Raw genomic sequence first — 25,956 nt, 5'->3', positions numbered from 1 at the left:
GATCGCATATTCATTATTGAATCATATTCAAGGTAATAATGGAAGTCGATAGCTGGCTTTTATCACAGTTAACCGTCTGTAAAACGCCCCTTGGAAATAGAGAGTAGAAAGAGTGAAGCTTTATCTAGTACGGATCGTGAGATGGGTAATGGAGGAATCAATCATTCTTGTAATCTGAATCAAGTCTTGCGCAAACAAATATTTGATACACTGTCACAATGATGCCTATTAATACCAAGAGAAACAGCACAGTTAACAAAAAATTTAATCTTTGTTGATTAACTAGTAAACTGATAATCGCAAATAAAAGGTTAGTCAGACCCATAAGCAAAAGGTTACGTCCGGCAATTCGACTCACTTTTGCTTTGTCATGTTTTTTAGGGTTAAAAAAATTTATCATATCACCTGCTTTGTAATAATAAATCACACTACCAAGGCTAATGAAAAACAATCCTGCTAGCGTTAATAAAATAAAGGTATCAATCATGTTCACAACCTTTCAAAAAATGGATTTAACACAGTATACCACTTCTTTCATTATATGGTATAATCATAAAAAAAGGTTTTGGAAATATTATGGAAGGGGCGGTATGTTCATGAAGAATGCTATATTTATAATATTGTTATTAGTATTGCTTTTTATTTTTTTTGGCATGAGATATATATTAAATTGGATTAGTGATTCTAGCCTTCAAATAATATTGTTATCAATGATAATTCTTACTGTAATTGTTAAAGAAAAATTAAATATAACTTTTTTCAAATAATTCTATCTATGGTTAAATCATCTATCCTCTAAAACCCTTTGTGTCTAAATGCACAAAGGGTTTTAGAATTGATTCACACTTTTACTTTCGTTAATTATACTTGGCTTTTAAATAGACCTATGAAAATTGAGATGATAAGAATAATGTAATCGTTAATGTTTTCGCTTTTTATAGTTTAATCAAAAAAATGTGCTCATTGTACTAATTATAATTAAACAGATGATCACCTTAAAAAATTACAGAACAAACTAAAAAACAGCTATTGAATGCGCTTACAATGAGGCTAAATCCCTAATATACTTAAAGAGCAAGTAAAACAAAGTTATTGAGAGGGGTAAACACATGTTTAAAAAGGGGAAAGCATTATGGTTTTTACTAGTCGCAGTATTGTTTGCATTTTTGTTAGTGGGTTGTACAGATGGTGCTTCTGGTGAGGCAGATGCATCAGATCCAGATGGGGCAGAAGATGTTGAAACGAATGGCGACGATACATCAAGTGATGCAATTAATGTTGGGATTGTGTTGCCAACACGTGATGAGCCTCGTTGGGTACAAGATGAACAGCGATTTCAAGATGCTTTAGCTGATTCTGATTACACTACAGAAATTTTATTTAGTCAAGGTTCATCAGCTAACGAATTACAAAATGTAGAAACACTAATTAGTAGAGGGATCGATGTCTTAATTATTAGTCCACATGATGGTGATGCGGCAGGTGCAGCAGCACAAGCAGCAGCTGCTGAGGGTGTAACGGTTATTTCTTACGATCGTTTGATTACGAATACCGATGCAGTAGATTATTATGTTACGTTTGATAGCTTTGCTGTAGGGGCTGCTCAAGGACAGTATTTAGTTGACCATGCGGAAGGAACAGAGGTGCCGCTTTATTTATATGCTGGTGCATCGTCTGATAACAATGCTTTCTTATTCTTTGAAGGGGCTTGGTCAGTGTTACAACCGAAAATCGCTGATGGTACTTTTGTCATTGCAAATTCAAGTGAGGCCGAGGCGTTAGCGGATCAGTCTGAATTGTCACGGGATGAAATGGGAAGCATTTTAGGGCAAGTGACCACAAATTGGGATCCGAATGAAGCGATTAATAAAGCCCAAACCCATTTAACGTCAGCTGGTGATGACCTTAAAGGAGACGTCGCCATTCTAGCACCAAATGATGGTACGGCTCGTTCGATTGCTGATACATTTGCAGCTGATAGTGATATAACTGCGTATGTTGTGACTGGTCAGGATGCAGAAATGGCTTCTATTCAGTATATTATCGACGGTAAACAATCAATGACCGTGTTTAAAGATGTACGTCGTTTGGTCGAGGATGCAATGGGTATGGCCATTAACGTTTTGGACGGTGAGACACCAGAAACAACTGGAGCATACGATAATGGTGCAAAAGATGTTGAAGCCATGCAATCAGAAGTTATTGTTGTAGATCAAGACAACGTTCAATCTGAATTAATTGATTCAGGTTATTATGAAGCAAGTGAGTTTACCGGACTAGAGTAAACGCATTTTAAATTAATTCGAAATAGTGATAGCATGCTATCACTATTTCGTACTTTAAATGGATGCGAAAAAGGTGGGATGATGATGGCGGATTATATTTTGGAGATGCATGACATCACGAAAACATTTCCAGGTGTCAAAGCATTAAGTCGTGTTAATTTCAAGGTTGAAAAAGGGGAAATTCATTGCCTAATCGGTGAAAATGGTGCAGGGAAATCAACATTGATGAAAGTACTTAGTGGCGTATATCCCCATGGTGAATATGAAGGCGATATTGTCTATCAAGGGAAGATTCAACAATTTAATAAAATTAGTGATAGCGTTGATGTAGGTATTTCTATCATCTATCAAGAACTTGCTTTATTCCCTGATCTATCTGTTTATGAAAATATTTATATCGGTAATGAAGTTAAACATGGTGGAGTGATTAATTGGAATCAAACGATTGTTAAAGCCAAGCAAATGCTAGATAAAGTGAAGTTAAAAGTAAACCCAGAAGTTTTAATTAAAGATTTAGGTGTGGGAAGGCAACAGTTAGTTGAGATTGCTAAAGCTTTAAGTAAACATGTTAAGTTGCTTATACTTGATGAGCCAACAGCTGCTCTAAATGAAGATGATAGTGAAAATTTATTAGAACTGATCAAAGCATTAAAGAGCGAAGGCATTACGTGTATTATGATCTCACATAAGCTTAAAGAGGTAGTTGCGATTGCAGATAAAGCAACCGTTTTACGTGATGGACAAACCATTTGCACATTAGATGCGAAAAAAGGTGAAGTTGAAGAACGTACGATCATAAAACATATGGTAGGTCGAGAAATTAATGATATATATCCAAAGCGACCTGATAAACAAATGGGTGACAACGTACTAGAAGTGCATAATTGGTCTGCTTACGATGCTCAATTGGGACGTTATGTAGTAAAAAAAGCAGATTTTCATTTGAGAAAAGGGGAAATAATCGGATTGGCAGGATTAATGGGCTCTGGTCGAACAGAACTGGCCTTAAGTATTTTTGGCAACCCGAAAAACTATAAATTGAGTGGTGATCTTGTTATAAATGGTCAGCCGAAAAAGTTAAAGCATACCAGTGATGCTATTAAAGAAGGCCTGGCATATGTGACAGAAGATCGTAAAGGAAATGGTCTTTTTCTTATTCAAGATATTACGCATAATGTCTCAGCGGCTAAATTAAATGGTGTCGCTAATAAGGGCATTATTAATGACAATGAAGAAATTAAAGTTGCTGAACACTATAAGCAATCCCTTCATATTAAAGCCTCTTCAATTGAGCAATTGGTTGGGAAGTTAAGTGGAGGTAATCAACAAAAAGTGTCACTGGGTAAATGGCTATTTGTAACCCCAAATGTGTTAATTTTGGATGAACCTACACGTGGCATCGATGTAGGAGCTAAATTTGAAATTTATTCTGTTATGAATACATTAATTGATCAAGGATTAAGTATTATTATGATTTCTTCAGAGCTTGGTGAAGTATTAGGGATGAGTGATCGCATCTACGTGATGGCTGAAGGAGAAATTAAAGGTGAAGTGTCAACAGATGATGCCAATCAAGAGAAAATAATGGAATTGGCAACGCAATAGGAGGGAATATAATGAAAATTTTACATGAAGCGGGCACATTGATAAAAGATAACATTCGTGATTATGGGATGTATATTGCCCTATTTGTCATCATGCTGACCTTTAATGTGATGACAAACGGTATGTTTATGTCATCAAGAAATATAAGTAATTTACTAGATTCTGCTGGTTATATTGCTGTGTTAGCGGTTGGAATGACACTAGTCATTGTTATTCGACACATTGACTTATCGGTTGGCTATGTGGCAGGATTTTTGGGGGCAATCGCAGCTATATTATTAATGCAACACGGCTTGCCTGTTTATATCGTTATCCCTGTTATCTTATTATTAGGTATTATTATAGGTTTATTTAATGGTTTTCTTATTGCACAGCTTGGTATTCCGGCCTTTGTTGCTTCATTAGCTGGTATGCTTATTTTCAGGGGAGCTTTACTACAAGTTACAGAAGGTACTGGAACCATTATTGTGCAGAATTCTACATTTAATGCACTTGGTAATGGATTTATCCCATCACTTACTCAATTAAATGATCTCCACTTGCTTACTTTAATTGTGGGCATACTCGGTATTGTTACTTATATTTATGGTGAAGTAAAGACAAGATATGATAAGTTAAAATATAACTTTGAAGTCGTTTCATTAAGCATTTTTATTCTGAAACTCTTTTTTGTCTCAGTCATTATTGGCTATATTACTTGGATTTTAGCCGGTTACAACGGTTTTTCTTGGACCGTAATGATTGTACTGCTGGTAACAATGATTTATCATTTTATCTCAAATAAAACCGTACTTGGTCGACAAATTTACGCTGTCGGAAGTAATCCAGAAGCCGCTCATTTAAGTGGAATCAATGTCAAGAAAATCACGTATATTGTCATGGCTTCAATGTCGATGCTCGCGGCACTATCAGGTATTCTATATACAGCACGATTGCAGTCAGCAACAACCACAGCCGGTATGTTATTTGAGCTCGACGCGATTGCTGCTGCATATGTAGGAGGTGTCTCATCAGCAGGTGGTGTTGGGAAAGTTTCAGGTGCTATTATTGGTGCGATTGTCATGGCTTCGTTAACAAATGGGATGAATTTGCTTGGTGTTGGTATTTCTTATCAATATATGATTCGAGGTGGAGTACTAGCCGGCGCTGTTATCTTTGATGTATTAACACGCAAAAAAAGCTAGGAAAATCCGCATTTCCTTGTTTTATGCACATAGATTTGCATTTGGCTTCAGTCTTTTCCTATTGCTGTACTACTTTCCGAGTGCATAAATAAGTTTCAACAGGCATGTTACTGTTGAATGTCCCTCAGTGAACCTACTGGGGGCACTTTATTAAGTGGACTAAAGTCCAGTAATATTAAATTTGAATAGCTTTCACTCTTCTGATCAATGGTCTGATCTCAGTTAGGGTTCGTTTAATGGTGTAACGCTCTGCCCAAGATAACTTGGATTTGAATGCAAGGGAACGTTTTATCGCAGCTAACCGTCCGTAAAACACCCGTCTTAAACTAGCGAATAGCAGGTACCTGTTTAGGGAGATGTTAACCGCTGATTTAAACAATCAGTGGGAGAAGAACGAAAATTATTGTTGATGGAAGATTTGTGTTATTGCTAACTGTTACAGAACAGTGATAAGATAAATTTACGATTGATCAACGAAAAGGGCAAGGAGCTAAGTAAATGCGTAAAATTGTAACCGCTTTAATTATAGGTGTATGCTTATTGTTAGCTTATTTTACGGTGACATCAGTTGAGAAAGTTGTTCGATCGGATTGGCAAGAGCCTTTACCATTAGACCAAACCGATCAATCTTATCGACTTGCTTTAATTACCCAAGACATTGATACACCCTTTTGGGATGAGGTGATTGAGGGTGCTTCTTTACAGGCAAGACAAGATGGAGTGATGCTTGAGCGTTTAGGCAATTATAGTCACAATGAAGATGATTTTTTACGCAACTTAGAGCTAGCGATTCATGCAAAGGTAGATGGTATTATTGTTCAAGGGCTGGATACAGATGAATTTAAAGAACTTACTAAAATAAAAGCAGCTTTTTATAGTATTCCAATTATTACGATAGCAAATGATGTACCGATGGAAGAAAGCTTAAGAAGAACTTATGTGGGCTCGCCACAGTATCAAGCGGGACAATTACTGGCAAGGCAACTCGTTGAAGATATGGGTGTGAGTGGTGAGGTTGTGCTTTTTTATGATCAATCAGAGCCCTATTTTCAAGAGCAGCGTAAGGCAGGTATTGAAGAGGTTCTAGAACAATACCCTGGCATTAGTGTCATTCCAGCAATGACCACTGAGCATATGGATGATGTATTAGCAACGACACAGGCTTTATTAAACCACTACCCAAACGTCGATAGTTTTATTGCTGTCAATGCAAATATTGTAGCTGGGATGGTCCAAGAAATTGGTAGGAGGAGGCAAGTTGATTCCCTATATATTTATACGTTCGACGATCATGCCGATGTTGCAAAGCTTTTAGAAAAAAACAAGGTGGATGCAGTGATTCGACAAGAACCAGAAGAGATGGGGCGATTAAGTGTTCAGCTTATTGTAGAATGGTTAAATGGAGAGACCGTGCCACTTGATTTTGACGGCTACTTCACAAATATTGATATTTTGAAAGCCATTGATGCGCCATGAATACGATTCAAAAGAAAATTTTACTATTGACAACCATCGTTATCGTAATGATGGTTATGATCTGGAGTGCACTCACCTATTATAATCGGCAAACACAGGAGCAGTACAATGCGATTCTTCAACGCTATTTGCTGTTAAACGAGATTAATGAAGTTAGTCAAAATATGATGACCGATTTAAATAATTTCTTAACACTATCTTCGGTGGACCATTTAATAAAAATCAATGACAGTCAAGAACAACTGGAAACTAAAAAGAAAGAGGCCTGGCAGCTTGGCCATCAAGAAAATGAATTTGAATTAATCAATTACATCAATTTAATTGGGAGCTTATCAGAAACTGTTGAGCGCTCGATTCGTTTACATGATCAACAAGATGCTGAAGCTGCTCGCAGTGAATTTAATGATGCCTCACGGATCGCTGATTATATTTCGGAAACGACTTTAGCATTAGTGGATAAAGAATTAAAAACATATGATGACTTTTATCGAAGTATTATCCAACAATCTGCCGAGTTGAATCAACTAGGTATTTGGCTGTTATTGTTGTTAACATTTTTTCTTATAATTGTTACCTATACGCTGTCGCGTAGTATAACGCAACCAATTAATCAATTAACAGAAGCGGCTAATCACTTATCACGCGGAGAATTTAATGTTGAGATTAAAGTGAATTCAAATGACGAAATTGCTTTTTTAGCGAGAACCTTTAATCGCATGCGTCTTAACATTAATGAACTTATCTCAGAAATTCACTTAAAAGCACAACTAGAAAAGGAGCTACAAGAAAATAAATTGTTATTACAAGAAAGCCAATTTCATAGTTTGCAAAGCCAAATTAACCCACACTTTCTTTTTAATACATTGAATACAATATCAAAAAAGGCATATCTAGAAGGGGCGGTACAAACCAGTGATTTATTAGTCAATATTGCCGGCCTATTACGATATAATTTAAGGCGATTGAATCGTTCGGTCACATTGCAGGATGAAGTTACCATTTTAAAACAGTATATTGATATTCAAAAAGCACGCTTTACCGATCGGCTTCAATTTACAGAGGAAATAGATGAGCAGCTTTTATCGGTGCCGATTCCAGCGCTTACGCTACAACCTATTATTGAAAATGCGATTATTCATGCGGTTGAGCCTAGGGAAAATGGGGGGACGATTCATTTTCGTGTCTATGATGAAGATGAATTTATTCAAATAGAGATAGAAGATGATGGTCCAGGTATGCCCAAACAGAAGGCTATCCATTTGGTGCAAGGCCTTCTGTCACCGGAAGAAGGTCATTCGACAGGCATTGGTTTCACAAATGTTGTCAAGCGTTTGCGAATTTTTTACGGACGGGATGATTTGGTACAAGTTGATAGTGAACGCGGTACAAAAATAAGCTTGCGGATTCCAAAACAAAAAAGGGGTGGCATGATGTGATCAAGCTACTAGTCGTTGATGATGAGGAAATAGAGCGTAAAAGTATGCTGATGATTCTATCGAAAGCCTTTAACAATATTGACATTAAAGAAGCGAAGAATGGCAAGGTGGCAGTTAATTTAGCTAAAACATACCGACCTGATTTAGTGTTGATGGATATTAAAATGCCAGGTATCAGTGGCTTAGAAGCGATTCTGGAGATCAAAAAAGATTTGCCAAAAGTCGAATGTATTATGGTAACCGCTTATGATACCTTTGCTTATGCCAAACAAGCGATTAAATTAGGGGTGAAAGATTATTTATTAAAGCCTAGTAAAGTGAATGAGATTATTGAGATAGTTGGTCAAGTGATTGCACAGATAGAAAATGAACAGCGTTTACATGCTGAACAGTTAAAACAAGAAGAACATTTTCAAAAAGCAAAACGTGCGGCAGAACGAGATATGGTTACACAGCTATTATTTGACCATGTTCATGATATCCATTTAAGTATGTTGGTCGATGCCCTTCATATCAAAACCATTGAGCATGTATTTGTTATTGTATTTTTGCTACCCGAAGGGCAAGAACGTCAATATGCTCCTATCGTTGAGCGAATTAAACAGAAGCAAAGCATCTGGGTAGGTCCGTTATATGGTCGCCAATTTCCTGTTATTGTTGGCTACGAGGGGAAACAAAGTTACCGGGCACGAGCGATTGCGATTATTCAAGATAGCTTAAAAGTAATCGACCACCATGCTGAACATCAGTGGCTTGTAGGAGTCGGTCAACCTTACCCATCGCTTAGTGATTTAAAGAAGTCATATCATCAATCGCTAATTGCTCTCGTTGATATGACAGGATCGAGTACCCATCGTTTTTATCAAGATATACCTTCAGGAGATAATGGGTGTGATCAGCAGCTTCGTAAGTATCGAACCCAACTATTTTTTGATCAGGTGCGCTTCGGTGAATGGGATCAAGTTATTCAAAAATGGCTGACATTTATTCAATGTTATAAGAATGAGGGAGCGCCTCTTCAAAAAGCGCAACAACGCATTTTGGAAATGGTTTGGATGATGAAAAGGATTCTGGAGGACTTACATCTTGAGTTTGAGTGGGAGCAGCTTACGTTTTACGGTCAGACGTATCAAGCATTTATTGATGAGGCCAAGCATTTTTTAACGCAAATGAAAAGCCAGTATATGACACACTACCAAGCATTGTCCCTCGATCGCATGCAGCAAGTCAAACAGTATATTATTGATCATGCTTATGAAGATATTTCACTTGAACGGCTAAGTGAGCAGGTGGGTTTAAGTCCAATTTATATTAGTAAGATGTTTAAGGAAAAACTCGGGGTTAATTATATTGAATTTCTGACAGAATGTCGGATAGAGAAGGCAAAGGCGTTACTTGCCGATCCAGAAAAAAGCATTAAAGCGATTAGCTTTGAAATTGGATACCATGATCCTAATTATTTTAGTAAAGTATTTAAAAAGATGACAAATGTATCACCAAAAACATATCGAGATAAATTATGGTTGAAAGAAAATGTTTCTCAGTAAACACATATTGGAGGAACGGAGATCATGCGAGTTAAAACTTATCGAATCTGGTTTTTTGTTGTCATTTTTAGTTTAGGCATCGTTGGCTGTCAAGGTCAAGGGTCTCATCAAGAATTCCCGTTAACTTCTTCACAAGTGGATGCTTCGGATGACACAGATGAGCCGATGACAAACAAAACAATAAAAATTGGCTTGTCTATGGATACACTAGTCGAAGAACGATGGGAAAAAGATCGAGATATGTTTAAACAAGCAGTGGAAGCGTTAGGTGCTCAAATTGAAGTTAAGGCAGCGAATGGCAATGATGCTTTGCAAATTGCGCAGGCTGAAACATTAATTAGTCAAGGTGTTGATTTATTAGTGTTGGTGCCACACAATGCTGAAGCTGCAGCAACAATTGTCGGGAAGGCGCAAATGGCTGAGATACCGGTGATTTCATATGATCGTCTTGTCAAAAATGCTAATATTGATCTTTATATTTCATTTGACAATCAAGCGGTTGGTGTCTTACAGGCTCAGGCCATTACTAAGCAGGTGCCTAAAGGTAAATATGTTTACATAGGCGGTGCTTCAACTGATAATAATGCACATTTATTAAAAGAAGGTGTTTTTAGTGTACTTCAGCCGCTAATTGAAGCTGGTGATATTACGGTCGTATATGACCAATGGACAGAGGCGTGGATGCCTGCTCATGCGAAAGAAAATATGTTAGCTGCTCTGGAAGCAAACGCTAATGATATTGATGCAGTCATTGCTGCTAATGATGCGACCGCGGGCGGGGTGATTGAAGCATTAAAACAGCATGGACTTAATGGGAAAATACCGGTAGCTGGCCAAGATGCTGAATTAGCAGGGATACAAAGAATTATTAACGGTGAACAGGAAATGACGGTCTATAAACCCATTAATGCTTTGACAGAACAAGCAGCAAAACTAGCCGTTAGCATGGCTAGCGGAGAAGAGATTAAAACAGAGACAACCATTAACAATGGCAAAAAAGAGGTGCCAACCATTTTCTTGACACCGATTGCCGTGGATCAAAACAATATTGAGGAAACGATTGTCGCAGATGGATTTCATCGGTTAGAAGATATTTTACAAGAGTAAGTGTACAAGTAACCATGACATCTCCCTGTAAATCCGCTATACTAAAGTAGTAAGTGCTATGTTTGACAGCATCAGACATAGTGCTTTTTCTATGGTTTAATGTTTGATTAGCTTTCCTGATTTTTAATAACTTAACGAAGAGAAAAATCGTGAAAAGGCGATTAAAATTCAAGTGTAGGGGGAGTAGTGTGGCGGAATTATTACTTATTCTAAGCGAAATTATTGGGCCAATCTTTGTGATGATGCTCATTGGTTATGTGTTACAAATTAAGTTCAAACTAGATTTGCCAACATTAGCTAAAATCAATATATACTTTCTGGCGCCAGGCTTTATTTTTAATGCTTTATATCATGCAGAATGGTCTGGTGAAGTGTTCGGCGGTGTCGTATTATTTTTTATTGTTTTTGTGAGTCTTCTATTTATCGTTGCTCGTTTATTTGGTAGATGGTTAAAAATGAATAAAGACAAACAAACGATTTTCACCAATAGTGCAATGTTTTTTAATTCAGGCAATTATGGTGTCCCTGTTAATGACCTCGTCTTTCAAGGCGATCCATATGCGATGTCTATTCAAGTTGTGGCGCTAACTTTTCAAAATATTTTTCTATTTTCATATGGGGTATTTTCATTAAGAGCGGCTAAAAAAGGGGCGCTACGGGCGATGCTTGGTTATTTTCGTATGCCAGTTCTCTATGGTTTATTAGCTGGGATATGTTTAAATATATGGCAGGTGGAGTTACCCGAATTGATACTGATCCCGGCTAATTATATTGCTGATGCGATGATTGCAACAGCACTGATGACATTGGGCGCACAAGTGGCGATGATCAAATTTAGCTCAGGTATGTCCAAGATTTACTTTAGTTTAATGATTCGGCTGATTATCGGTCCATTGCTTGCGTTAGTCATTATATATGTTGTACAGCTAGATGGAATTACTGCTCAAGCTCTTTTTATTGCTTCAGCAATGCCTACGTCGGTTAATAGTGCGATTATTGCACAAGAATATAGTGATCATTCTGACTTTGCTGCCCAGATTGTTTTATTTTCTACCTTGGCTAGTGCGGTAACGGTCACATTTGTAGTTTATCTAGCACGGATTTTATTTTGAACGTATATTTTACGGTATTACCTAGAATAAAGAAAAAGATAGGATGGTAAACAATGACACAAGTAAAAATAAACAACAAATTCGTCAATAAATTTCGTAATGGCTATCCCCATCTATTTAAAGAGGCTATTGTTGATATTGATCAATTACAAGAAGAAGGAACGATCATTGATCTTGTTGATCAACACGATCAATTTATTGGTCGAGGTTATTATGGACGCCAAAACAAAGGGTATGGCTGGCTATTAACCAATGATAAAGACGAAAAAATTAATCAGTCGTTTTTCATCCAGAAAATAAGTGCTGCTTTAGCAAGGCGATCTAACTTTTTTGCAAGTCAAGTGACCACAGCTTTTCGTGTGTTTAATGGGGAAGGTGATGGAATTGGTGGTTTAACGATTGACTATTATGCTGACTATTTTTTAATGACATTCTACAGTGATGGTATCTATCAATTCAAGGAAATTATTGTAAACGCCATACAGCAACTGACCGTATGCAAAGCGATTTATGAGAAAAAACGTTTTGATACAGGTGGAAAGTATATTGATGATGATGATTTTGTAACGGGAGAGCGGGCTAATTTCCCAATTATTATTAAAGAAAATGGCATTCATTTCGCTGTTGATTTAAATGATGGGCCCATGACGGGGCTTTTTCTTGATCAACGGGAAGTGAGGCAAAGGATACTTGACCAGTATGCAGCAGGGAAAACCGTATTAAATACCTTTTCTTATACGGGTGCTTTTTCTGTTTATGCCACAATGGGTGGCGCTGAGAAAACAGTTAGTGTAGATCTAGCTAATCGGAGTTTACCGAAAACAATTGAACAGTTTCAAGTGAATGACTTGGATTATACTAAACATGAGATTCGCACAATGGATGTCTTTAATTATTTTAACTATGCTGTTAAAAAACAGCTCACATTTGATTTAGTGATACTTGATCCACCAAGCTTTGCCCGTTCTAAGAAGAGAACTTTTAGTGTCGCAAAGGACTACGTCAGTTTGCTTACAGATGCGATTGCGATGACTAAAGATCAAGGTGTTATCGTTGCATCGACAAATTTTAGTGGATTTAATATCGAGAAATTTAAACAAATGATCACAAAAGCGTTTCGTGAAGTTGGTGAACAGTATCAATTTGTTGAAACTTTTCAATTGCCTGAAGATTTTCGATATCACCCGCAATTTGAAGAGGGTAACTATTTGAAAGTTGTTTTTATTAAGAAAGTGGCTAATCATTGATAAATAGGTTTAAAGACATGGTTAAATATAATTATTTAAAAGACTTCGAAATCGAAGTCTTTTTTTGAATAGCTGTTAAGAAAAAGCAGCTTTCTCACTAATAATAGCTTCAAATACTTAAAAGGAACATTTTTACAAATACGAATGTCTATGGTATGTTCACAACAGAAGGAGGTTAGAGGTATGAGTCATTTATTGGAAAGGGATGTACCAATCCATGTGATTTTTGAACAATTGTTTTGTCAAGAGCGCCCCATGCAACATCAGTTATTGATTGCATTTATTAATGCGGTATTAGAAGAAGGATGGTCAGATGGTGTGGAGGAGATCGTCTATACCCAACAAGAGCAACAAAATGATGTGTTAAAGGATTACCAATTTTGCTTAGTCGTTAAAGCGCGTACGGTACAGAAAAAACATCTTGATCTGAAGATACAAGTGCGTCACCAAGATTTTTATGATAAACAATCATTATATGAGTGGGAACCGCCCTATCTTAACGCATTATCGTTAGAGAAAAGTGATCCGTTCATTAGACAAAGCTTTGTTATTAATATTTTAAATTTTAATTTGCTCCAAGAATCAATGGCTTATCACAACCTCTATCAAGTCACTAACCAACATGAGTCTGCTCAGTACAAACCAAGTCTTAACATCCACTATTTTGAGCTACCTAAGCTCTTAAATTCATATCCGAAGAAACAGATTGAAAAATGGTTGTTTCTTTTCAAGTATCTTAGCAAAAGACAGAAGCCATCATTCTGGTCGCAATTAATCAAAGAAGATCGATTATTTAAATATGCCACGGATACAGTTGAATCATTCATGCTAGAGCCGTTAAGCGGGGATCATCGTTGTTGGTATGTAAAGAAAGTTAAGCAAGACCAAGCCATATTAAAGCAAGGTATTGAGAGCGGGCAAAGAATAGAGAAAGAGCGGTTAGCCTTAAAGATGATAAAAGCAGGTTTCCAATATCAACGTATTATTGATGTTACCGACTTAACTGAACAAGCTCTTGACGACCTTGCTTTAAAGCAATATTCAAAAATAATTAGGTAAGCGGTTAATCAGTGGGCCTGTTTGAACATGTGCTGTTGCTAGGATTCGGTTCGAGTACGAATAGACATTGACACCACTTAAGCTTTCCGATAAATTATTCTGGTGTGCTTTTTTATCACGAATAACGCCCATCTCAAAATAGAGAGGTAGAGATCAGCTATTTAGGTGGGAGCTAACGGACGTGAATATCCTGATTCGCTCAACATAAATCAGTGGGAGGGGAAACGAGAACGCCTATTGATTAAGGTTCGTTTTATACTGGTGATAGATATGATGGTTAAGCCATCGTCAAAGACCAGTTTGCGAAAAGTGTGAAAGTGAAAATGTTTAAGTCCCAAATGCACGTATTGCTAACATGTGAGTCTAATTAAAGATTTGCATGAAGTAGTGGTGGAGTAAGCCAGCAAAATGATTAAAGTCCAGCATATAAACAAATAAAGTCTTGGACGAGGACAAGTTAATAAAATGGGGGATAATTAAGGGATGCACAATCAAACAGAGATAAAGATTACAACAGCTGATCCATCAGCATTAGGATTGTTTGGGTTAGCGATGGTTACATTAGTAGCCTCATCAGAAAAATTAGGATTAACAGAAGGTGTCGCGAATGTTTTACCATGGGCTTTCTTTTTAGGGGGGTTGGCCCAATTGTTTGCAGCCGCACAAGATGCTAAGCATAATAATATCTTTGGCACAACAGCCTTTGGCGCTTTCGGTTTGTTCTGGTTTGGTGTCGGGATGACCTGGTTAATCGAGATGGGGGCCTTTGGTGAAACGTTGGCGTTAACAGCTGATGCGAAACAGTTAGGTGTCGCGTTTATCGGCTATTTAATTTTCAGTGTGTTTATGACAGTGGGAGCGATGGAAACACATAAAGTTTTGTTTTTTATTTTTGTTTTTATTGATCTATTATTTATTGGGTTAGCTTTAAGTGCATTTGGCATAATGTATGATTTTACACATATGCTTGCTGCTGTTTCAGAATTAATGATCGCATTATTATCATTTTATGGAAGTGCAGCAATTGTGTTGAATACACATTTTGGAAAATCAGTATTACCAATTGGCAAACCATTCGGTGTGTTTAAATAGCGAATATTTGTCGATTAAGAAGATGCTTTTTTTGTTACAACCTAAAAGAAAGAATAAGAACTCATTCACATGAGGGAGAGCGATTGTTATGTTGCTCTCCCTTTCCATATATAACTGTCCGTAAAATACCTTTCTCAGAATAGAGAGAAGTGTCCTGATTCACTCAACTAAAAAAACAAGTGTAATTCTTCATGATTTTGATGGGATTATGCTTGTTTTTTTGATGTCTAGAACATCCCAGCCCTTTGCTTTTTTGTCAAATTTCATTTTTATTTGACAAATGACACGGTGTCATATATGATTATCTCAAAAGAAATGACACTGTGTCACATCATTTGAAAAGGAGAATAGAAGCATGCCAAAACAAACCTTTTTTAATTTAGCTGAGCAGAAACAGACGCAATTGATTGAAGCATTAAAAGTAGAGTTTTCACGCGTGCCTGTGCATGATGCGTCAATTGCAAATATTGTGAAAACCGCACAAATACCAAGAGGGAGCTTTTATCAATACTTTGTAGATAAAGAAGATGCTTTTTTGTATCTGCTAGAATCTTACGGAGAACAAAACAAAGAGCGGTTTCTTATCAGTCTTGACCGGACAAAAGGAGATTTGTTTGCTTCATTCACAGAAATGTTTGAATGGATTATGCGTGAATTTGCTAATAAGGAGCAACACCAGTTTTTTCGTAATGTGTTTCTTAATATGAATCATAAAATGGAGCAGGCATTCACCCATAATAGGAAAAAAGAAGATTTTGAAAAAGTTTTCGAAGTTTTAGAAAAATGGTTATTGAATAATCATCTAGCCATTTCTACTAAAGAAGACTTGCAACATGTTATGAAAATATTGTTAGCAGTAACTTTACATAATATAATTGAAGTTTTCGCGAAGCAATTGTCAATTGAGGACGCATACGCCAATTATCAGCTACAACTAAAATTTCTAAAAAATGGGTTGATTAAAAGCTAAAGCAGCTGAATGGTTAACAAAAAGTGAAGGGATAGAGTTTATGAGTAAACTAAAATTAGTCAATATTGATAAGTCATATCAAACAGGAAATAGTTATTTAAATGTATTAAAGCACATATCACTTGAATTCAGAGAGAATGAATTCGTTTCAATACTTGGTCCTTCTGGTTCTGGGAAAACAACACTACTAAATATAATTGGGGGGTTAGATCATTACGATTTAGGTGATCTTATTATTAATGGAAATTCGACAAAGCATTTTAAAAATAGCGATTGGGATGCCTATCGAAATCGTTCAATTGGTTTTGTTTTTCAAAATTATAATTTAATTAGCCATCAATCAGTTTTACAAAATGTTGAAATCGCGATGACATTATCAGGTGTTTCTAGTTCTGAGCGTAAAGCGCGTGCTAAACATGCACTTGAGGAAGTCGGTTTAAAAGATCACATTGATAAGCGACCGAATCAATTATCAGGTGGGCAGATGCAACGTGTTGCTATTGCACGTGCATTAGTTAACAATCCTGATATTATTTTAGCAGATGAGCCAACTGGTGCATTAGATTCAAAGACAAGCACACAAGTGATGGAGATTCTTAAAGATGTTGCTAAAACGCGATTGGTTATTATGGTCACACATAACGAGGATATTGCTGAGGCATACAGTACACGAATTATACGCTTCCTAGATGGAGAAATTCAGTCAGATAGCGATCCATTAACGAGTAGTGGAGATGAACAACATAAACAGGTTTCGAAAGCCAAAAAACGCAATAAAACGTCGATGTCTATGTTCACTGCTTTATCACTCTCCTTTAAAAATTTGTTAACGAAAAAAGGACGAACTATTTTAACGGCTTTTGCAGGTAGTATCGGTATTATCGGCGTTGCACTTGTCCTAGCATTATCAAATGGTTTATCTAATCAACTTGATGTGATGCAAGGTGATACATTAGCTAATTTCCCAATTATGATCGATACAAATGAACAAGTTGTGGACTTTGAGCAAATGGGGCCACCAAATCAAGACGAAAGTGATGATTATCAAGAATATCCTGAGGAGACAATCATTTATCGCTATGATAATTCAGACAGTTTATCAGCACATACTAACTTTCTAACGGATGATTTTCTTGATTATGTGGAGCAAATGGAAGCGGAAATACCTGAAGCAATTGACAACATTTCTTATACACGTGGTGTCGAAGTTAATTTATTAGCACAGACGAATGATCAAGTGGTTAAGTTTGAAACGATATCACAGATGACGATGCCAGGGATGGCTAATATGACCGGTGATAGTGTGTATTGGCAGGAGATGCCAACTGATCAAGACTTTATTTTAGAAATGTATGATTTAATTGGTGAAAACAGTCGGTTGCCTGAGGCAAGTGATGAGATAGCACTTGTAATTGATAGCTATAACCGAATAAGTGCCGAATTCTTTGATAAACTAGGTCTTAACGAAGATGAAGAAAGTTATGAAGTAACAGATTTTATTGGAGAAACTATCTTAAAGGTTGTTCCTAATGATCAATATTATTTAGAAGATGAGAATGGTTTTTTTACAGCAGCCAATCCAAAAACTTATGAAGCGCTATTTGAAGAAGAGACTGGGAAAGATCTTGTTATTACTGGTGTTTTAAGAGTGAAAGAAGATGCAGCAACCAGTTATTTCTCAGAAGGATTTATTTATCCTGAAGCATTAACAAACTATATTGTTGCAGATGCACAAAGCTCTGAAATTGCGCAAGCCCAAGAGGAAGCCGATATTGATGTGTTGACAAATACCCCTTTTCAAAATGACGATGCAAAAGAACAGGCGCTGATACGTCTAGGTGCGATTACAACACCAACGGGTATTGATATCTATCCAACCCATTTTGAGGGTAAGGACGAAATAAAAGCCTATTTAGATGACTATAATGCAGGTTTAGATGAGGAAGATCAAGTTGTATATAATGATTTGGCAGAGATGCTAGGAGACATTATGACAGATATGATTAATACAGTAACTTATGTCCTTGTTGGTTTTGCTGCTATTTCATTAGTTGTCTCAACAATCATGATTGGCATTATTACTTATGTATCCGTTATCGAGCGAACGAAAGAAATTGGGATACTACGAAGTGTCGGTGCACGTAAAAAAGATATTTCTCGCGTATTTAATGCCGAAACATTGATTGTTGGTTTTGTGGCAGGTTCCTTTGGGGTTTTAACCTCATACTTGCTTATTTTCCCAATTAATAATGTAATTGAACAATTAACTGATATAGCTGATGTAGCAAGTTTAAATATGGTATCATCTCTCGTACTTATCGTTGGGAGTATGATTCTCACATTGATTGCAGGCGTGATTCCAGCACGTATGGCAGCAAAGAAAGATCCGGTTGAAGCTTTAAGAACAGAATAAGAATTCATTTACATGAGACATGAGGGAGGGCGATTGTTATGTTGCTCTCCCTTTTTATTTCATCCTTCGATATCTTCCTGGTGCTTCACCATAAACCTTTTTAAAGACCCTGTGAAAGTAAGGATAATTTCCAAAACCACAATTTTCCGCAATATGCTCCAATGTCATATTGGTATAGTTCATTTGATTGATGGCTGCAGCTAATCGGATCTTTTGAGCATAGCCAATCATCGTTTGATTCGTATGTTCTTTAAATAAGTGGACAGCACGAGAAACGCTTAATTCAACATCATCGGCAACATGCTGAATCGTGAAATGACCTAGCGCGTGCTCTTCGATATAGCGCATCATTCGAGTGACAACGAAAGGTCGATTTAAAGCGGTTTGAGCAACCATTTCTTGCTGGATAAGGAGGCAAATACTTTTAAAGAAATGTTCGATTAATTCTTGATTCTGTTCAGCTGAAGGACGCCTTAACTCAATAGAAAGAAAGCGCCAAAGCGTTGTTATTTGATCGACATTACTAATTTTCACATGAAATGGTTGAGTTAAATGATTCCACCAGTGATTAAGCCAATCCCCCTTCCCAAATAAATGAAAATCTCCACTCGGTACGCCTGATGGAATGATTAAACGATACAAGTGGTGGGCAGGTACAATAATGATATCGCCCTGCTCAATCGTATAGGTTTCAGTATCAATTGTTACCTCAGCGTGTCCTTCTGTTTGTAGACGAATTAAAAAGGAATCAAATCCTGCCTTTCTCGTTTCGTCATAGCCATCTGTGTGAAAAGAATAACCACAATGCCCGATTTCCATTCAATCACCTCTTTTAGCAAAATGAGATATGTTTTTATCATATCATCTATATAAAATTAATCAATATAACGTTAATATAATGGTGTAATCAAATTTGATTGAGCAAATTGAATAGTTGGAAGCGCTTAAGAAGGGAGTGGTATGAGATGAGGAAGTTTAAAGTAGGCATTATAGGGTGCGGTAATATCTTTCCAATGCATGCGGCCTCAATTGTTGAAAGAGAAGATGCTGAGCTTGTTGCTGTCTGCGATATAAAAAAGGATCGCGCTGAAGCTAAAGCAACTCAATATCATTGCAATGCGTATGTTTCTGTTGACACGATGTTTGAAAAGGAACAACTTGATGTGATCCATATTTGTCTGCCGCACCATTTACATGCGGAGGTAGCCATAGAGGCAGCCCAACGTGGCGTAAATATTTTAACAGAAAAGCCAATGGCGATTCGTTACCAAGATGCAGAGGCAATGGTCAACACGGCAAAGCAAAAAGCTGTTGCCTTAGGTGTCATTTTTCAGAATCGTTATAATCCAGGTTCTCAATTAATTAAATCCATGCTGGAAAGTGGAGAGTTAGGGCGGATCCAGGCAGGTAAGCTCTCGGTTACATGGGATCGTTCAGATGCTTATTATCAACAAAGCGACTGGAAAGGAACATGGGATAAAGAAGGTGGGGGTGTCATTATTGATCAAGCGATCCACACAATGGATTTGATGCGTTGGTTTATTAACAGTGACTTGAAATATATTGATGCATCGATCAGTAATCGAGCCCATGAATGGATTGAAGTAGAAGACGCTGCTGAAGGCGTTATTGCTTATCAAAATGGCGTAGTTACTGCTTTTCATGCGATTAACTATTACAGCTATGATGCACCTGTTGAAATTGAGCTCGCATGTGAAAATGGATTAGCTAAGCTATTTGCAGATAAGGCGACAGTAACATTGGATGATGGACGGACTTTTATCGCTGACCATAACCCTCTTGAATCATTCACTTATGATTCAGGTGTGAAAGGCTATTGGGGAGTTAGTCACGTAAAGCAAATTAATAATTTCTACGATGCCCTACAAGGAAAAGCCACGTTAGACATTTCGGGAGAAGAAGCACTTGTCACACAAAAAATGATTAATGGTATTTATCAATCTGGAAAAGAAAAAAGGCGTATTACTTTTTAATCTGAGAAGGAAGTAGTCATAGCGCTTATTGAAAAGAAAAGCCCAAACCTTGAAGAAGATTTACACAGAGGTAATAACGAAAGGAGTCGTTTAAATGGAAAAACTACGTGTAGCCGTTATTGGCTGTGGGAGTATTGCTAAGCATCGTCATTTCATTGAATATCATTTAAATCCAGATGTTAACATTGTCGCTGTCTGTGATAAGGTAAAGGTGCGTGCGAAGGAAGCCGCACAACAATATCAAGCACAAGCCTTTACTGATTATGAACTTTTATTAGCCCAATTGGATATCGATCTTGTTAGTATTTGTTTGCCTAATTATTTACATGCACCTGTTTCAATAGCTGCTCTTGAAGCTGGCTGTCATGTGCTTTGTGAAAAACCGATGGCAACCTCTTATCAAGAAGCACAAGCGATGATTGAAACCGCTGAAAAACACAATAAAAAGTTGATGATTGCACATAACCAACGATTTGTAGCCTCACATCAACAAGCGAAGGCATTGATTGAAGCTGGCGAATTAGGAAAGATTTACAGCTTTAGAACAGCCTTTGGCCATGGTGGGCCAGAAGGTTGGAGTGTGGATGGAGCGGATAGTTGGTTTTTTGACAAGGAGCAAGCCTTTATTGGGGCAATGGGTGATTTAGGTGTCCATAAAGCTGATCTGATGCGTTATATTTTAGGTGAAGAATTTACAGAAGTATCTGCATTGGTCGAAACAAACGCTAAAGCTGGGGCAACAGTTGACGATAATGCTGTATGTTTATTAAAGAGTCAATCAGGTGTGATTGGGACACTGACAGCAAGTTGGGCATACAACACAAGTGAAGACAACTCAACCATTATCTATGGAGAAAAAGCAACATTACGTATTGAAGACGATCCTAAATATAATCTGATTATTAACTATACAGATGGACGGACAATTAAATATCAATTAGGAAAAATCCAGTCTAACGATGCAGGCGGTCAAACCACTTCACAGGTGATTGATCATTTTGTTGAAGCTATCAAAGATAATCGCGAACCACTGATTACCGGAGCAGAGGGTCTACGTTCATTAAATGTTATTTTAGCAGCACTAGAATCAAGTGAAACGGGTCGCTTAATAACAATTAAATAGGAGGGTTCACAGATGAAATTAGGTGTATTTACCGTGCTCTTTTCGGATCAACCATTTGAAGAGATGCTCGATTATGTGAAATCAACAGGGATTGAAGCTGTTGAAATTGGCACAGGTGGCTATCCTGGAGATGCCCACGCTAAATTAGATTTGCTTCTTAAAAGTGAAGTGGAACGTGAGCGATACTTAGCAGAAGTTAAAGAGCGCGGTTTAACGATTAGTGCCTTTAGCTGTCATGGTAATCCGATTTCACCAGATACGACATTTGCACAAAAATCAGATGACGAGTTAATGAAAACTATCGAATTAGCAGGATTAATGGGGGTGCCAGTTGTTAACGCGTTTTCTGGAACCGCTGGAGATAGTGAGCAGGCAACATATCCGAATTGGCCAGTTACACCGTGGCCGAATGAATATAGTGAGCTATTAAGGTGGCAATGGGAAGAGAAATTAATTCCTTATTGGAAAAAGATAGCTACATTTGCCGAAAAACATCAGGTGAAAATAGGCTTAGAATTACATGCAGGTTTCCTTGTTCATACGCCACACACGATGTTGAAGTTGCGCGAAGCAACAGGAACTGCGATTGGCGCCAATTTGGATCCGAGCCATTTGTGGTGGCAAGGTATTGATCCGGTGGCAGCAATCAAAATTTTAGGAAAAGCAGGTGCGATCCACCATTTCCATGCTAAAGATACGGCTATTGATCAAGACAATGTAAATATGTACGGTCTAACAGATATGCAACCCTATGGTAACGTAAAAACGCGCGCTTGGAGTTTTCGTTCGGTTGGTTATGGGCATAGTCTTCAAGTCTGGAGTGACATCATTAGTGCGCTTCGAACCTACGGTTATGATTATGTAGTTAGCATTGAGCATGAAGATCCGATTATGTCAATTGATGAAGGTTTTAAGAAAGCAATCCAAAATTTGAAGGCGATCAATATTTCAGAGCAACCAGCTAATATGTGGTGGGTATAACTATAAAATGTGTGTCATTAAATAACACTGATAATTTAGCATCTTGAAGGAAAACTATCCTTAAAAAAAGGATGGTAGCTAATCATGCTAAATCAAGAATATAAAATAGGTGATCACGTTTATGTTATGTTGCGAAATCCCCATGTACAAGGTGCTGTTAATGTTCAAGAAGCGCAAGTCGTCTCAAAACCCGATTCGCCCAATGAATTAGCAATTTTCTTAAATGAAGAGTATTTTCCTTTACGGGATGATCTAGCCGTGTTCAAAGATTATTTTGAAGCCGAAATCGCCTATCGCGATGCCTTTGGTCAAGTAGAGAATGAGGGATATCATGGTTAAAGCATTTGTTCCTCAACTTGCTTATTTTGAGCCTAAAGCCCTCGAATATCCATTAGGAAAAGCATTATATGATAAATTTTCTAAAATGGATATAGAGATAAGAGAAACAACGTCACATAATCAAGTGCGTAACTTACCTGGGGATAATGATTTCCAAAAGTATCGTCATGCTAAGTCAACGCTAGTTGTGGGGTTGCGTAAAACGTTGAAGTTTGACACTTCCAAACCATCAGCAGAGTACGCGATTCCATTTGCAACGGGTTGTATGGGACACTGCCATTATTGTTACTTACAAACAACAATGGGTTCTAAACCCTATATCCGAACTTATGTTAATACGGAAGATATTTTTGAAGCTGCTGAGCACTATATGGAGGAGCGTCATCCAGAAGTGACACGATTCGAGGCCTCGTGTACGTCAGATATTGTTGGCATCGATCATTTAACACACACACTAAAAGAAGCGATTGAATACTTTGGGCAAAGCCAATATGGGTTATTAAGGTTTGTAACTAAATTTGCCCATGTTGATCACTTATTGGATGCTAATCATCAGGGCAGAACACGCTTTCGTTTTAGCATTAATGCTGATTTTGTGATTAAATACTTTGAACCCGGTACATCTCGGTTAGTTGAGCGAATTGAAGCGGCTAAAAAAGTAGCTGAAGCGGATTATCCATTAGGTTTTATCATCGCACCGATCTATCTTCATGAAGGGTGGCGCGAAGGTTATCAAACGATGCTAGAAAATTTAGCTGAGACCTTGCCAAGCAAGGCAAAAGCCGATTTAACATTCGAATTGATCCAACATCGCTTTACGGCTCCAGCTAAGCGAGTCATTCAAAAAAATTATCCAATGACAAAGCTAGAGTTAGATGAATCCAAACGAAAAACAAAGTGGGGGCGCTATGGGATTTGGAAATATGTCTATACCGATCAAGAGCAAGAAGAGATGAAAGAGCTTTTTATGACTCAGATCCCTAAGTTATTCCCTAAAGCAACCATTGAATATTTTACTTAATTGTAAAGCATTGTCCCCTGAAAGCACGCTGGCCTTTCAGGGGACAATTTATCAAAGCGCCTGCCGTAAAATAAAGAGCAGATTGCAGCTTATTTAAGCGGGAATTAACGGCCGCTAATGACCAGATCAATCAGTGGGAGAAGAACCAAAAACGCCTACTGATTGAGGGATTTTTTAGCCACAATAAATTGCTTCTAATTTAGCTAATATATTTGTTAGCGCCTCTAACATTTGATCGATATCTTGTTTCTCAATGACAAGCGGTGGTTGAAAGGCAAGCACATTTCGCTCTAAGCCATTTTTTCCAATTAAAAATCCTTTATCTTTCATAGCTTCGATAATTTGATCAGTAAGCTCAGCTCCTGTTAGTTTAGATGAAGGGGATTGGATTTCTACACCGATCATTAAACCGATGCCTCGTATTTCTTTAATGACTTTACTATGTAAAGTTGCTAATTTTCCTTTCAAATAGTCTCCCAATGTTTCTGCGCGCTTCACCAATTGATGGGTGTTTAGATAATCCAATACATGTAGAGCTGTCGTAGCAGCAACGGGATTAGCACCGAATGTTGAAGCGGAAGGTTTATTAAATGACGCTGCAATTGTGTCGTTTGTAGAAAAAGTAGAAATTGGGATACCATTCCCTAACGCTTTAGCCGAAACAAGGATATCAGGGATGACTTGATAATGTTCAACGGCAAACATTTTTCCTGTTCGTCCATAACCGGTTTGGACTTCATCGACAATCAGTAAGACATGATGCTTGCTTAGGAGCTGCTTAACTTGTCTTAAGTAGTCTTTAGGATACATAATGATGCCACCATTACCCTGAATCGGTTCGAGAATAAGTGCAGCAATATGTTCACCACGTGCTTCTAAAATAACCTTTAGTTGTTGTAAAGACGTTTCCATCGCCTCTTTAGCTTCTATTTCGGGATGGTGAGGCCGATCAATAAAATAAATATCATCCTCAACTAATTGATCGTCTAAACGCCACATTGGAATGCCTGTTACACTCATCGTTAAGTGTGTACGCCCGTGTAATCCACCTTTTAGTGCAATAAACCCCCGCTTTTGTGTATGCAGTCGTGCAAGTGCCATGGCACCTTCGTTTGCTTCCGACCCAGTTACACAAAAGAATGTACGGTTTAAGTTGCCAGGTAATACGTCTGCTAATTTTTCAGCTAGATCAACAATCGGTTGGGTTAAATAAATCGTTGATGTATGTTGTAAATTCTCGAGTTGTTTGGTTGTTTTAGCGATAAGGTCAGGATTGCTGTGGCCACAGTTCATCACTGAAACCCCTGCATAAAAGTCAACATAACGTTTATCTTCTTGATCAAATACATATTGCATACGCCCCTTCACAATGTGTGGAGGATCTTGATAAAAGTGTGCGGTCGCAGGCATTAAATAGTCTTGTCTCTTTTTTATAATTTCTGTTGCATGGATTGCTTTCAATTGAATGTCTCCTTTTTTATTATATTTAATCGTGTCCTTTTCCCTTAAGGCTAAATACAAGCCAGATGCTTAACTACTACGGTAGCTCTTTTGCCTACATACCACTAGTTTCTTGTTCCTTTTAGAGTAAGCCAGATGGCTATCGAACAGCATTTTTTTGTTTGTTGTCTATAAATGCTGATGGGTTAGGTGGAATTTCCAATTTTGTATAGTTTAATTTTATCAAAATTATCCTTTTTTTCAATTGATTTTCTTTACATATGTGAAGTTTTTAACTTAACCGCTTTTTAAACGTCTTGTCATATCGATTTAAGTACCTCTATTAAAGAGTTTCTTAATGAGAAACGGATAAGAAAAAATTTTTATTCGTAATGTAAAACTTTCTCAAACTAGAAAGCGTCTAAGATATGAAAGGATTAAAATTCCATCCAGATGACATATAACAGTAGGCATTCTAATATTCTAATATTTTATCACTGACATCCGTCCGTACAACGCTGTCCA

21 protein-coding genes are annotated in these 25,956 nt (G+C 37.4%); 18 read left to right on the top strand and 3 right to left on the bottom strand.

Going from position 1 to position 25,956, the window contains the following annotated elements; genetic code table 11:
• Positions 1-157 precede the first annotated feature (157 nt).
• Positions 158-487, bottom strand: coding sequence for a DUF3784 domain-containing protein (locus B494_RS0115305; protein WP_017473260.1), 330 nt, complete (start codon positions 485-487; stop codon positions 158-160).
• Between the two features lie 622 nt (positions 488-1,109).
• On the opposite strand from B494_RS0115305, the gene B494_RS0115295 reads away from it, so the two are divergent.
• From B494_RS0115295 to B494_RS0115235, 13 genes are all read left to right on the top strand, one after another.
• Entirely contained in the window at positions 1,110-2,285 is a 1,176-nt protein-coding gene (locus B494_RS0115295) for a sugar ABC transporter substrate-binding protein (protein ID WP_017473258.1), read from the top strand.
• 84 nt (positions 2,286-2,369) lie between these two features.
• Positions 2,370-3,890: a sugar ABC transporter ATP-binding protein gene (locus B494_RS0115290; protein WP_017473257.1), complete on the top strand. Its 1,521-nt coding sequence runs from the start codon at positions 2,370-2,372 to the stop codon at positions 3,888-3,890.
• Positions 3,891-3,901: 11 nt separating this feature from the next.
• Complete coding sequence (locus B494_RS0115285) at positions 3,902-5,074, top strand: sugar ABC transporter permease (protein WP_017473256.1); 1,173 nt, start codon at positions 3,902-3,904, stop codon at positions 5,072-5,074.
• Between the two features lie 498 nt (positions 5,075-5,572).
• Positions 5,573-6,550 carry a sugar ABC transporter substrate-binding protein gene (locus B494_RS0115280; RefSeq protein WP_017473255.1) on the top strand — a complete coding sequence of 326 codons (978 nt, stop codon included), beginning with the start codon at positions 5,573-5,575 and terminating at the stop codon, positions 6,548-6,550.
• The gene (locus B494_RS0115275; RefSeq protein ID WP_017473254.1) at positions 6,547-7,986 is read left to right on the top strand and encodes a sensor histidine kinase; all 1,440 of its coding nucleotides are present in this window, start codon (positions 6,547-6,549) and stop codon (positions 7,984-7,986) included. Before B494_RS0115280 ends, B494_RS0115275 begins: the two co-directional genes overlap by 4 nt.
• Complete coding sequence (locus B494_RS0115270) at positions 7,983-9,533, top strand: response regulator (RefSeq protein ID WP_017473253.1); 1,551 nt, start codon at positions 7,983-7,985, stop codon at positions 9,531-9,533. Before B494_RS0115275 ends, B494_RS0115270 begins: the two co-directional genes overlap by 4 nt.
• A gap of 24 nt (positions 9,534-9,557) precedes the next feature.
• Positions 9,558-10,640 (top strand): sugar ABC transporter substrate-binding protein, encoded by a 1,083-nt coding sequence (locus tag B494_RS0115265; RefSeq protein WP_017473252.1) that lies wholly within the window; start codon positions 9,558-9,560, stop codon positions 10,638-10,640.
• A 188-nt stretch (positions 10,641-10,828) separates the two neighbouring features.
• The gene (locus tag B494_RS0115260) at positions 10,829-11,752 is read left to right on the top strand and encodes an AEC family transporter (protein WP_017473251.1); all 924 of its coding nucleotides are present in this window, start codon (positions 10,829-10,831) and stop codon (positions 11,750-11,752) included.
• Positions 11,753-11,805: 53 nt separating this feature from the next.
• Complete coding sequence (locus B494_RS0115255) at positions 11,806-12,999, top strand: class I SAM-dependent rRNA methyltransferase (protein WP_017473250.1); 1,194 nt, start codon at positions 11,806-11,808, stop codon at positions 12,997-12,999.
• A 183-nt stretch (positions 13,000-13,182) separates the two neighbouring features.
• Positions 13,183-14,058: an Rpn family recombination-promoting nuclease/putative transposase gene (locus B494_RS0115250; RefSeq protein WP_017473249.1), complete on the top strand. Its 876-nt coding sequence runs from the start codon at positions 13,183-13,185 to the stop codon at positions 14,056-14,058.
• A gap of 483 nt (positions 14,059-14,541) precedes the next feature.
• A complete protein-coding gene (locus tag B494_RS0115245) occupies positions 14,542-15,150 on the top strand; it encodes an acetate uptake transporter (protein WP_017473248.1) in 609 nt (202 codons plus the stop codon).
• A gap of 355 nt (positions 15,151-15,505) precedes the next feature.
• A complete protein-coding gene (locus B494_RS0115240; protein WP_017473247.1) occupies positions 15,506-16,120 on the top strand; it encodes a TetR/AcrR family transcriptional regulator in 615 nt (204 codons plus the stop codon).
• A 40-nt stretch (positions 16,121-16,160) separates the two neighbouring features.
• Complete coding sequence (locus B494_RS0115235; protein WP_017473246.1) at positions 16,161-18,533, top strand: ABC transporter ATP-binding protein/permease; 2,373 nt, start codon at positions 16,161-16,163, stop codon at positions 18,531-18,533.
• A 54-nt stretch (positions 18,534-18,587) separates the two neighbouring features.
• Here the strand turns inward: B494_RS0115235 and B494_RS0115230 are convergent, their stop codons facing one another.
• A complete protein-coding gene (locus tag B494_RS0115230) occupies positions 18,588-19,352 on the bottom strand; it encodes a helix-turn-helix domain-containing protein (protein WP_017473245.1) in 765 nt (254 codons plus the stop codon).
• A 146-nt stretch (positions 19,353-19,498) separates the two neighbouring features.
• Between B494_RS0115230 and B494_RS0115225 the strand changes: the two genes are divergently transcribed.
• The 5 genes from B494_RS0115225 (at position 19,499) to splB (ending at position 23,991) form a co-directional block, all read left to right on the top strand.
• Positions 19,499-20,527, top strand: coding sequence for a Gfo/Idh/MocA family protein (locus B494_RS0115225; protein ID WP_017473244.1), 1,029 nt, complete (start codon positions 19,499-19,501; stop codon positions 20,525-20,527).
• Between the two features lie 94 nt (positions 20,528-20,621).
• Entirely contained in the window at positions 20,622-21,650 is a 1,029-nt protein-coding gene (locus B494_RS0115220) for a Gfo/Idh/MocA family protein (RefSeq protein WP_017473243.1), read from the top strand.
• A gap of 12 nt (positions 21,651-21,662) precedes the next feature.
• A complete protein-coding gene (locus B494_RS0115215) occupies positions 21,663-22,631 on the top strand; it encodes a sugar phosphate isomerase/epimerase family protein (RefSeq protein ID WP_017473242.1) in 969 nt (322 codons plus the stop codon).
• Between the two features lie 84 nt (positions 22,632-22,715).
• Positions 22,716-22,970: a transcriptional regulator SplA domain-containing protein gene (locus B494_RS0115210; protein ID WP_017473241.1), complete on the top strand. Its 255-nt coding sequence runs from the start codon at positions 22,716-22,718 to the stop codon at positions 22,968-22,970.
• Complete coding sequence (gene splB, locus B494_RS0115205) at positions 22,963-23,991, top strand: spore photoproduct lyase (RefSeq protein ID WP_017473240.1); 1,029 nt, start codon at positions 22,963-22,965, stop codon at positions 23,989-23,991. The genes B494_RS0115210 and splB overlap by 8 nt, the downstream gene beginning before the upstream one ends.
• A gap of 174 nt (positions 23,992-24,165) precedes the next feature.
• Here splB and B494_RS0115200 read toward each other — a convergent pair whose 3' ends face one another.
• Positions 24,166-25,452 (bottom strand): aminotransferase class III-fold pyridoxal phosphate-dependent enzyme, encoded by a 1,287-nt coding sequence (locus B494_RS0115200; RefSeq protein WP_017473239.1) that lies wholly within the window; start codon positions 25,450-25,452, stop codon positions 24,166-24,168.
• Positions 25,453-25,956: the final 504 nt, after the last annotated feature.

It is taken from the genome of Amphibacillus jilinensis Y1, from assembly GCF_000306965.1.
Taxonomy (GTDB): domain Bacteria; phylum Bacillota; class Bacilli; order Bacillales; family Amphibacillaceae; genus Amphibacillus_C; species Amphibacillus_C jilinensis.
This window is presented reverse-complemented; position numbering and strand designations above follow the sequence as displayed.

Bases quoted from the DNA above. Each gene is read 5' to 3' on its own strand.
- B494_RS0115290 (WP_017473257.1), top strand. From the start codon at position 2,370: ATGGCGGATTATATTTTGGAGATGCATGACATCACGAAAACATTTCCA.
- B494_RS0115230 (WP_017473245.1), bottom strand. From the start codon at position 19,352: ATGGAAATCGGGCATTGTGGTTATTCTTTTCACACAGATGGCTATGAC.
- B494_RS0115220 (WP_017473243.1), top strand. From the start codon at position 20,622: ATGGAAAAACTACGTGTAGCCGTTATTGGCTGTGGGAGTATTGCTAAG.
- B494_RS0115245 (WP_017473248.1), top strand. From the start codon at position 14,542: ATGCACAATCAAACAGAGATAAAGATTACAACAGCTGATCCATCAGCA.
- B494_RS0115235 (WP_017473246.1), top strand. From the start codon at position 16,161: ATGAGTAAACTAAAATTAGTCAATATTGATAAGTCATATCAAACAGGA.
- B494_RS0115225 (WP_017473244.1), top strand. From the start codon at position 19,499: ATGAGGAAGTTTAAAGTAGGCATTATAGGGTGCGGTAATATCTTTCCA.
- B494_RS0115215 (WP_017473242.1), top strand. From the start codon at position 21,663: ATGAAATTAGGTGTATTTACCGTGCTCTTTTCGGATCAACCATTTGAA.
- B494_RS0115210 (WP_017473241.1), top strand. From the start codon at position 22,716: ATGCTAAATCAAGAATATAAAATAGGTGATCACGTTTATGTTATGTTG.
- B494_RS0115280 (WP_017473255.1), top strand. From the start codon at position 5,573: ATGCGTAAAATTGTAACCGCTTTAATTATAGGTGTATGCTTATTGTTA.
- splB (WP_017473240.1), top strand. From the start codon at position 22,963: ATGGTTAAAGCATTTGTTCCTCAACTTGCTTATTTTGAGCCTAAAGCC.
- B494_RS0115255 (WP_017473250.1), top strand. From the start codon at position 11,806: ATGACACAAGTAAAAATAAACAACAAATTCGTCAATAAATTTCGTAAT.
- B494_RS0115250 (WP_017473249.1), top strand. From the start codon at position 13,183: ATGAGTCATTTATTGGAAAGGGATGTACCAATCCATGTGATTTTTGAA.
- B494_RS0115275 (WP_017473254.1), top strand. From the start codon at position 6,547: ATGAATACGATTCAAAAGAAAATTTTACTATTGACAACCATCGTTATC.
- B494_RS0115285 (WP_017473256.1), top strand. From the start codon at position 3,902: ATGAAAATTTTACATGAAGCGGGCACATTGATAAAAGATAACATTCGT.
- B494_RS0115295 (WP_017473258.1), top strand. From the start codon at position 1,110: ATGTTTAAAAAGGGGAAAGCATTATGGTTTTTACTAGTCGCAGTATTG.
- B494_RS0115240 (WP_017473247.1), top strand. From the start codon at position 15,506: ATGCCAAAACAAACCTTTTTTAATTTAGCTGAGCAGAAACAGACGCAA.
- B494_RS0115265 (WP_017473252.1), top strand. From the start codon at position 9,558: ATGCGAGTTAAAACTTATCGAATCTGGTTTTTTGTTGTCATTTTTAGT.
- B494_RS0115305 (WP_017473260.1), bottom strand. From the start codon at position 487: ATGATTGATACCTTTATTTTATTAACGCTAGCAGGATTGTTTTTCATT.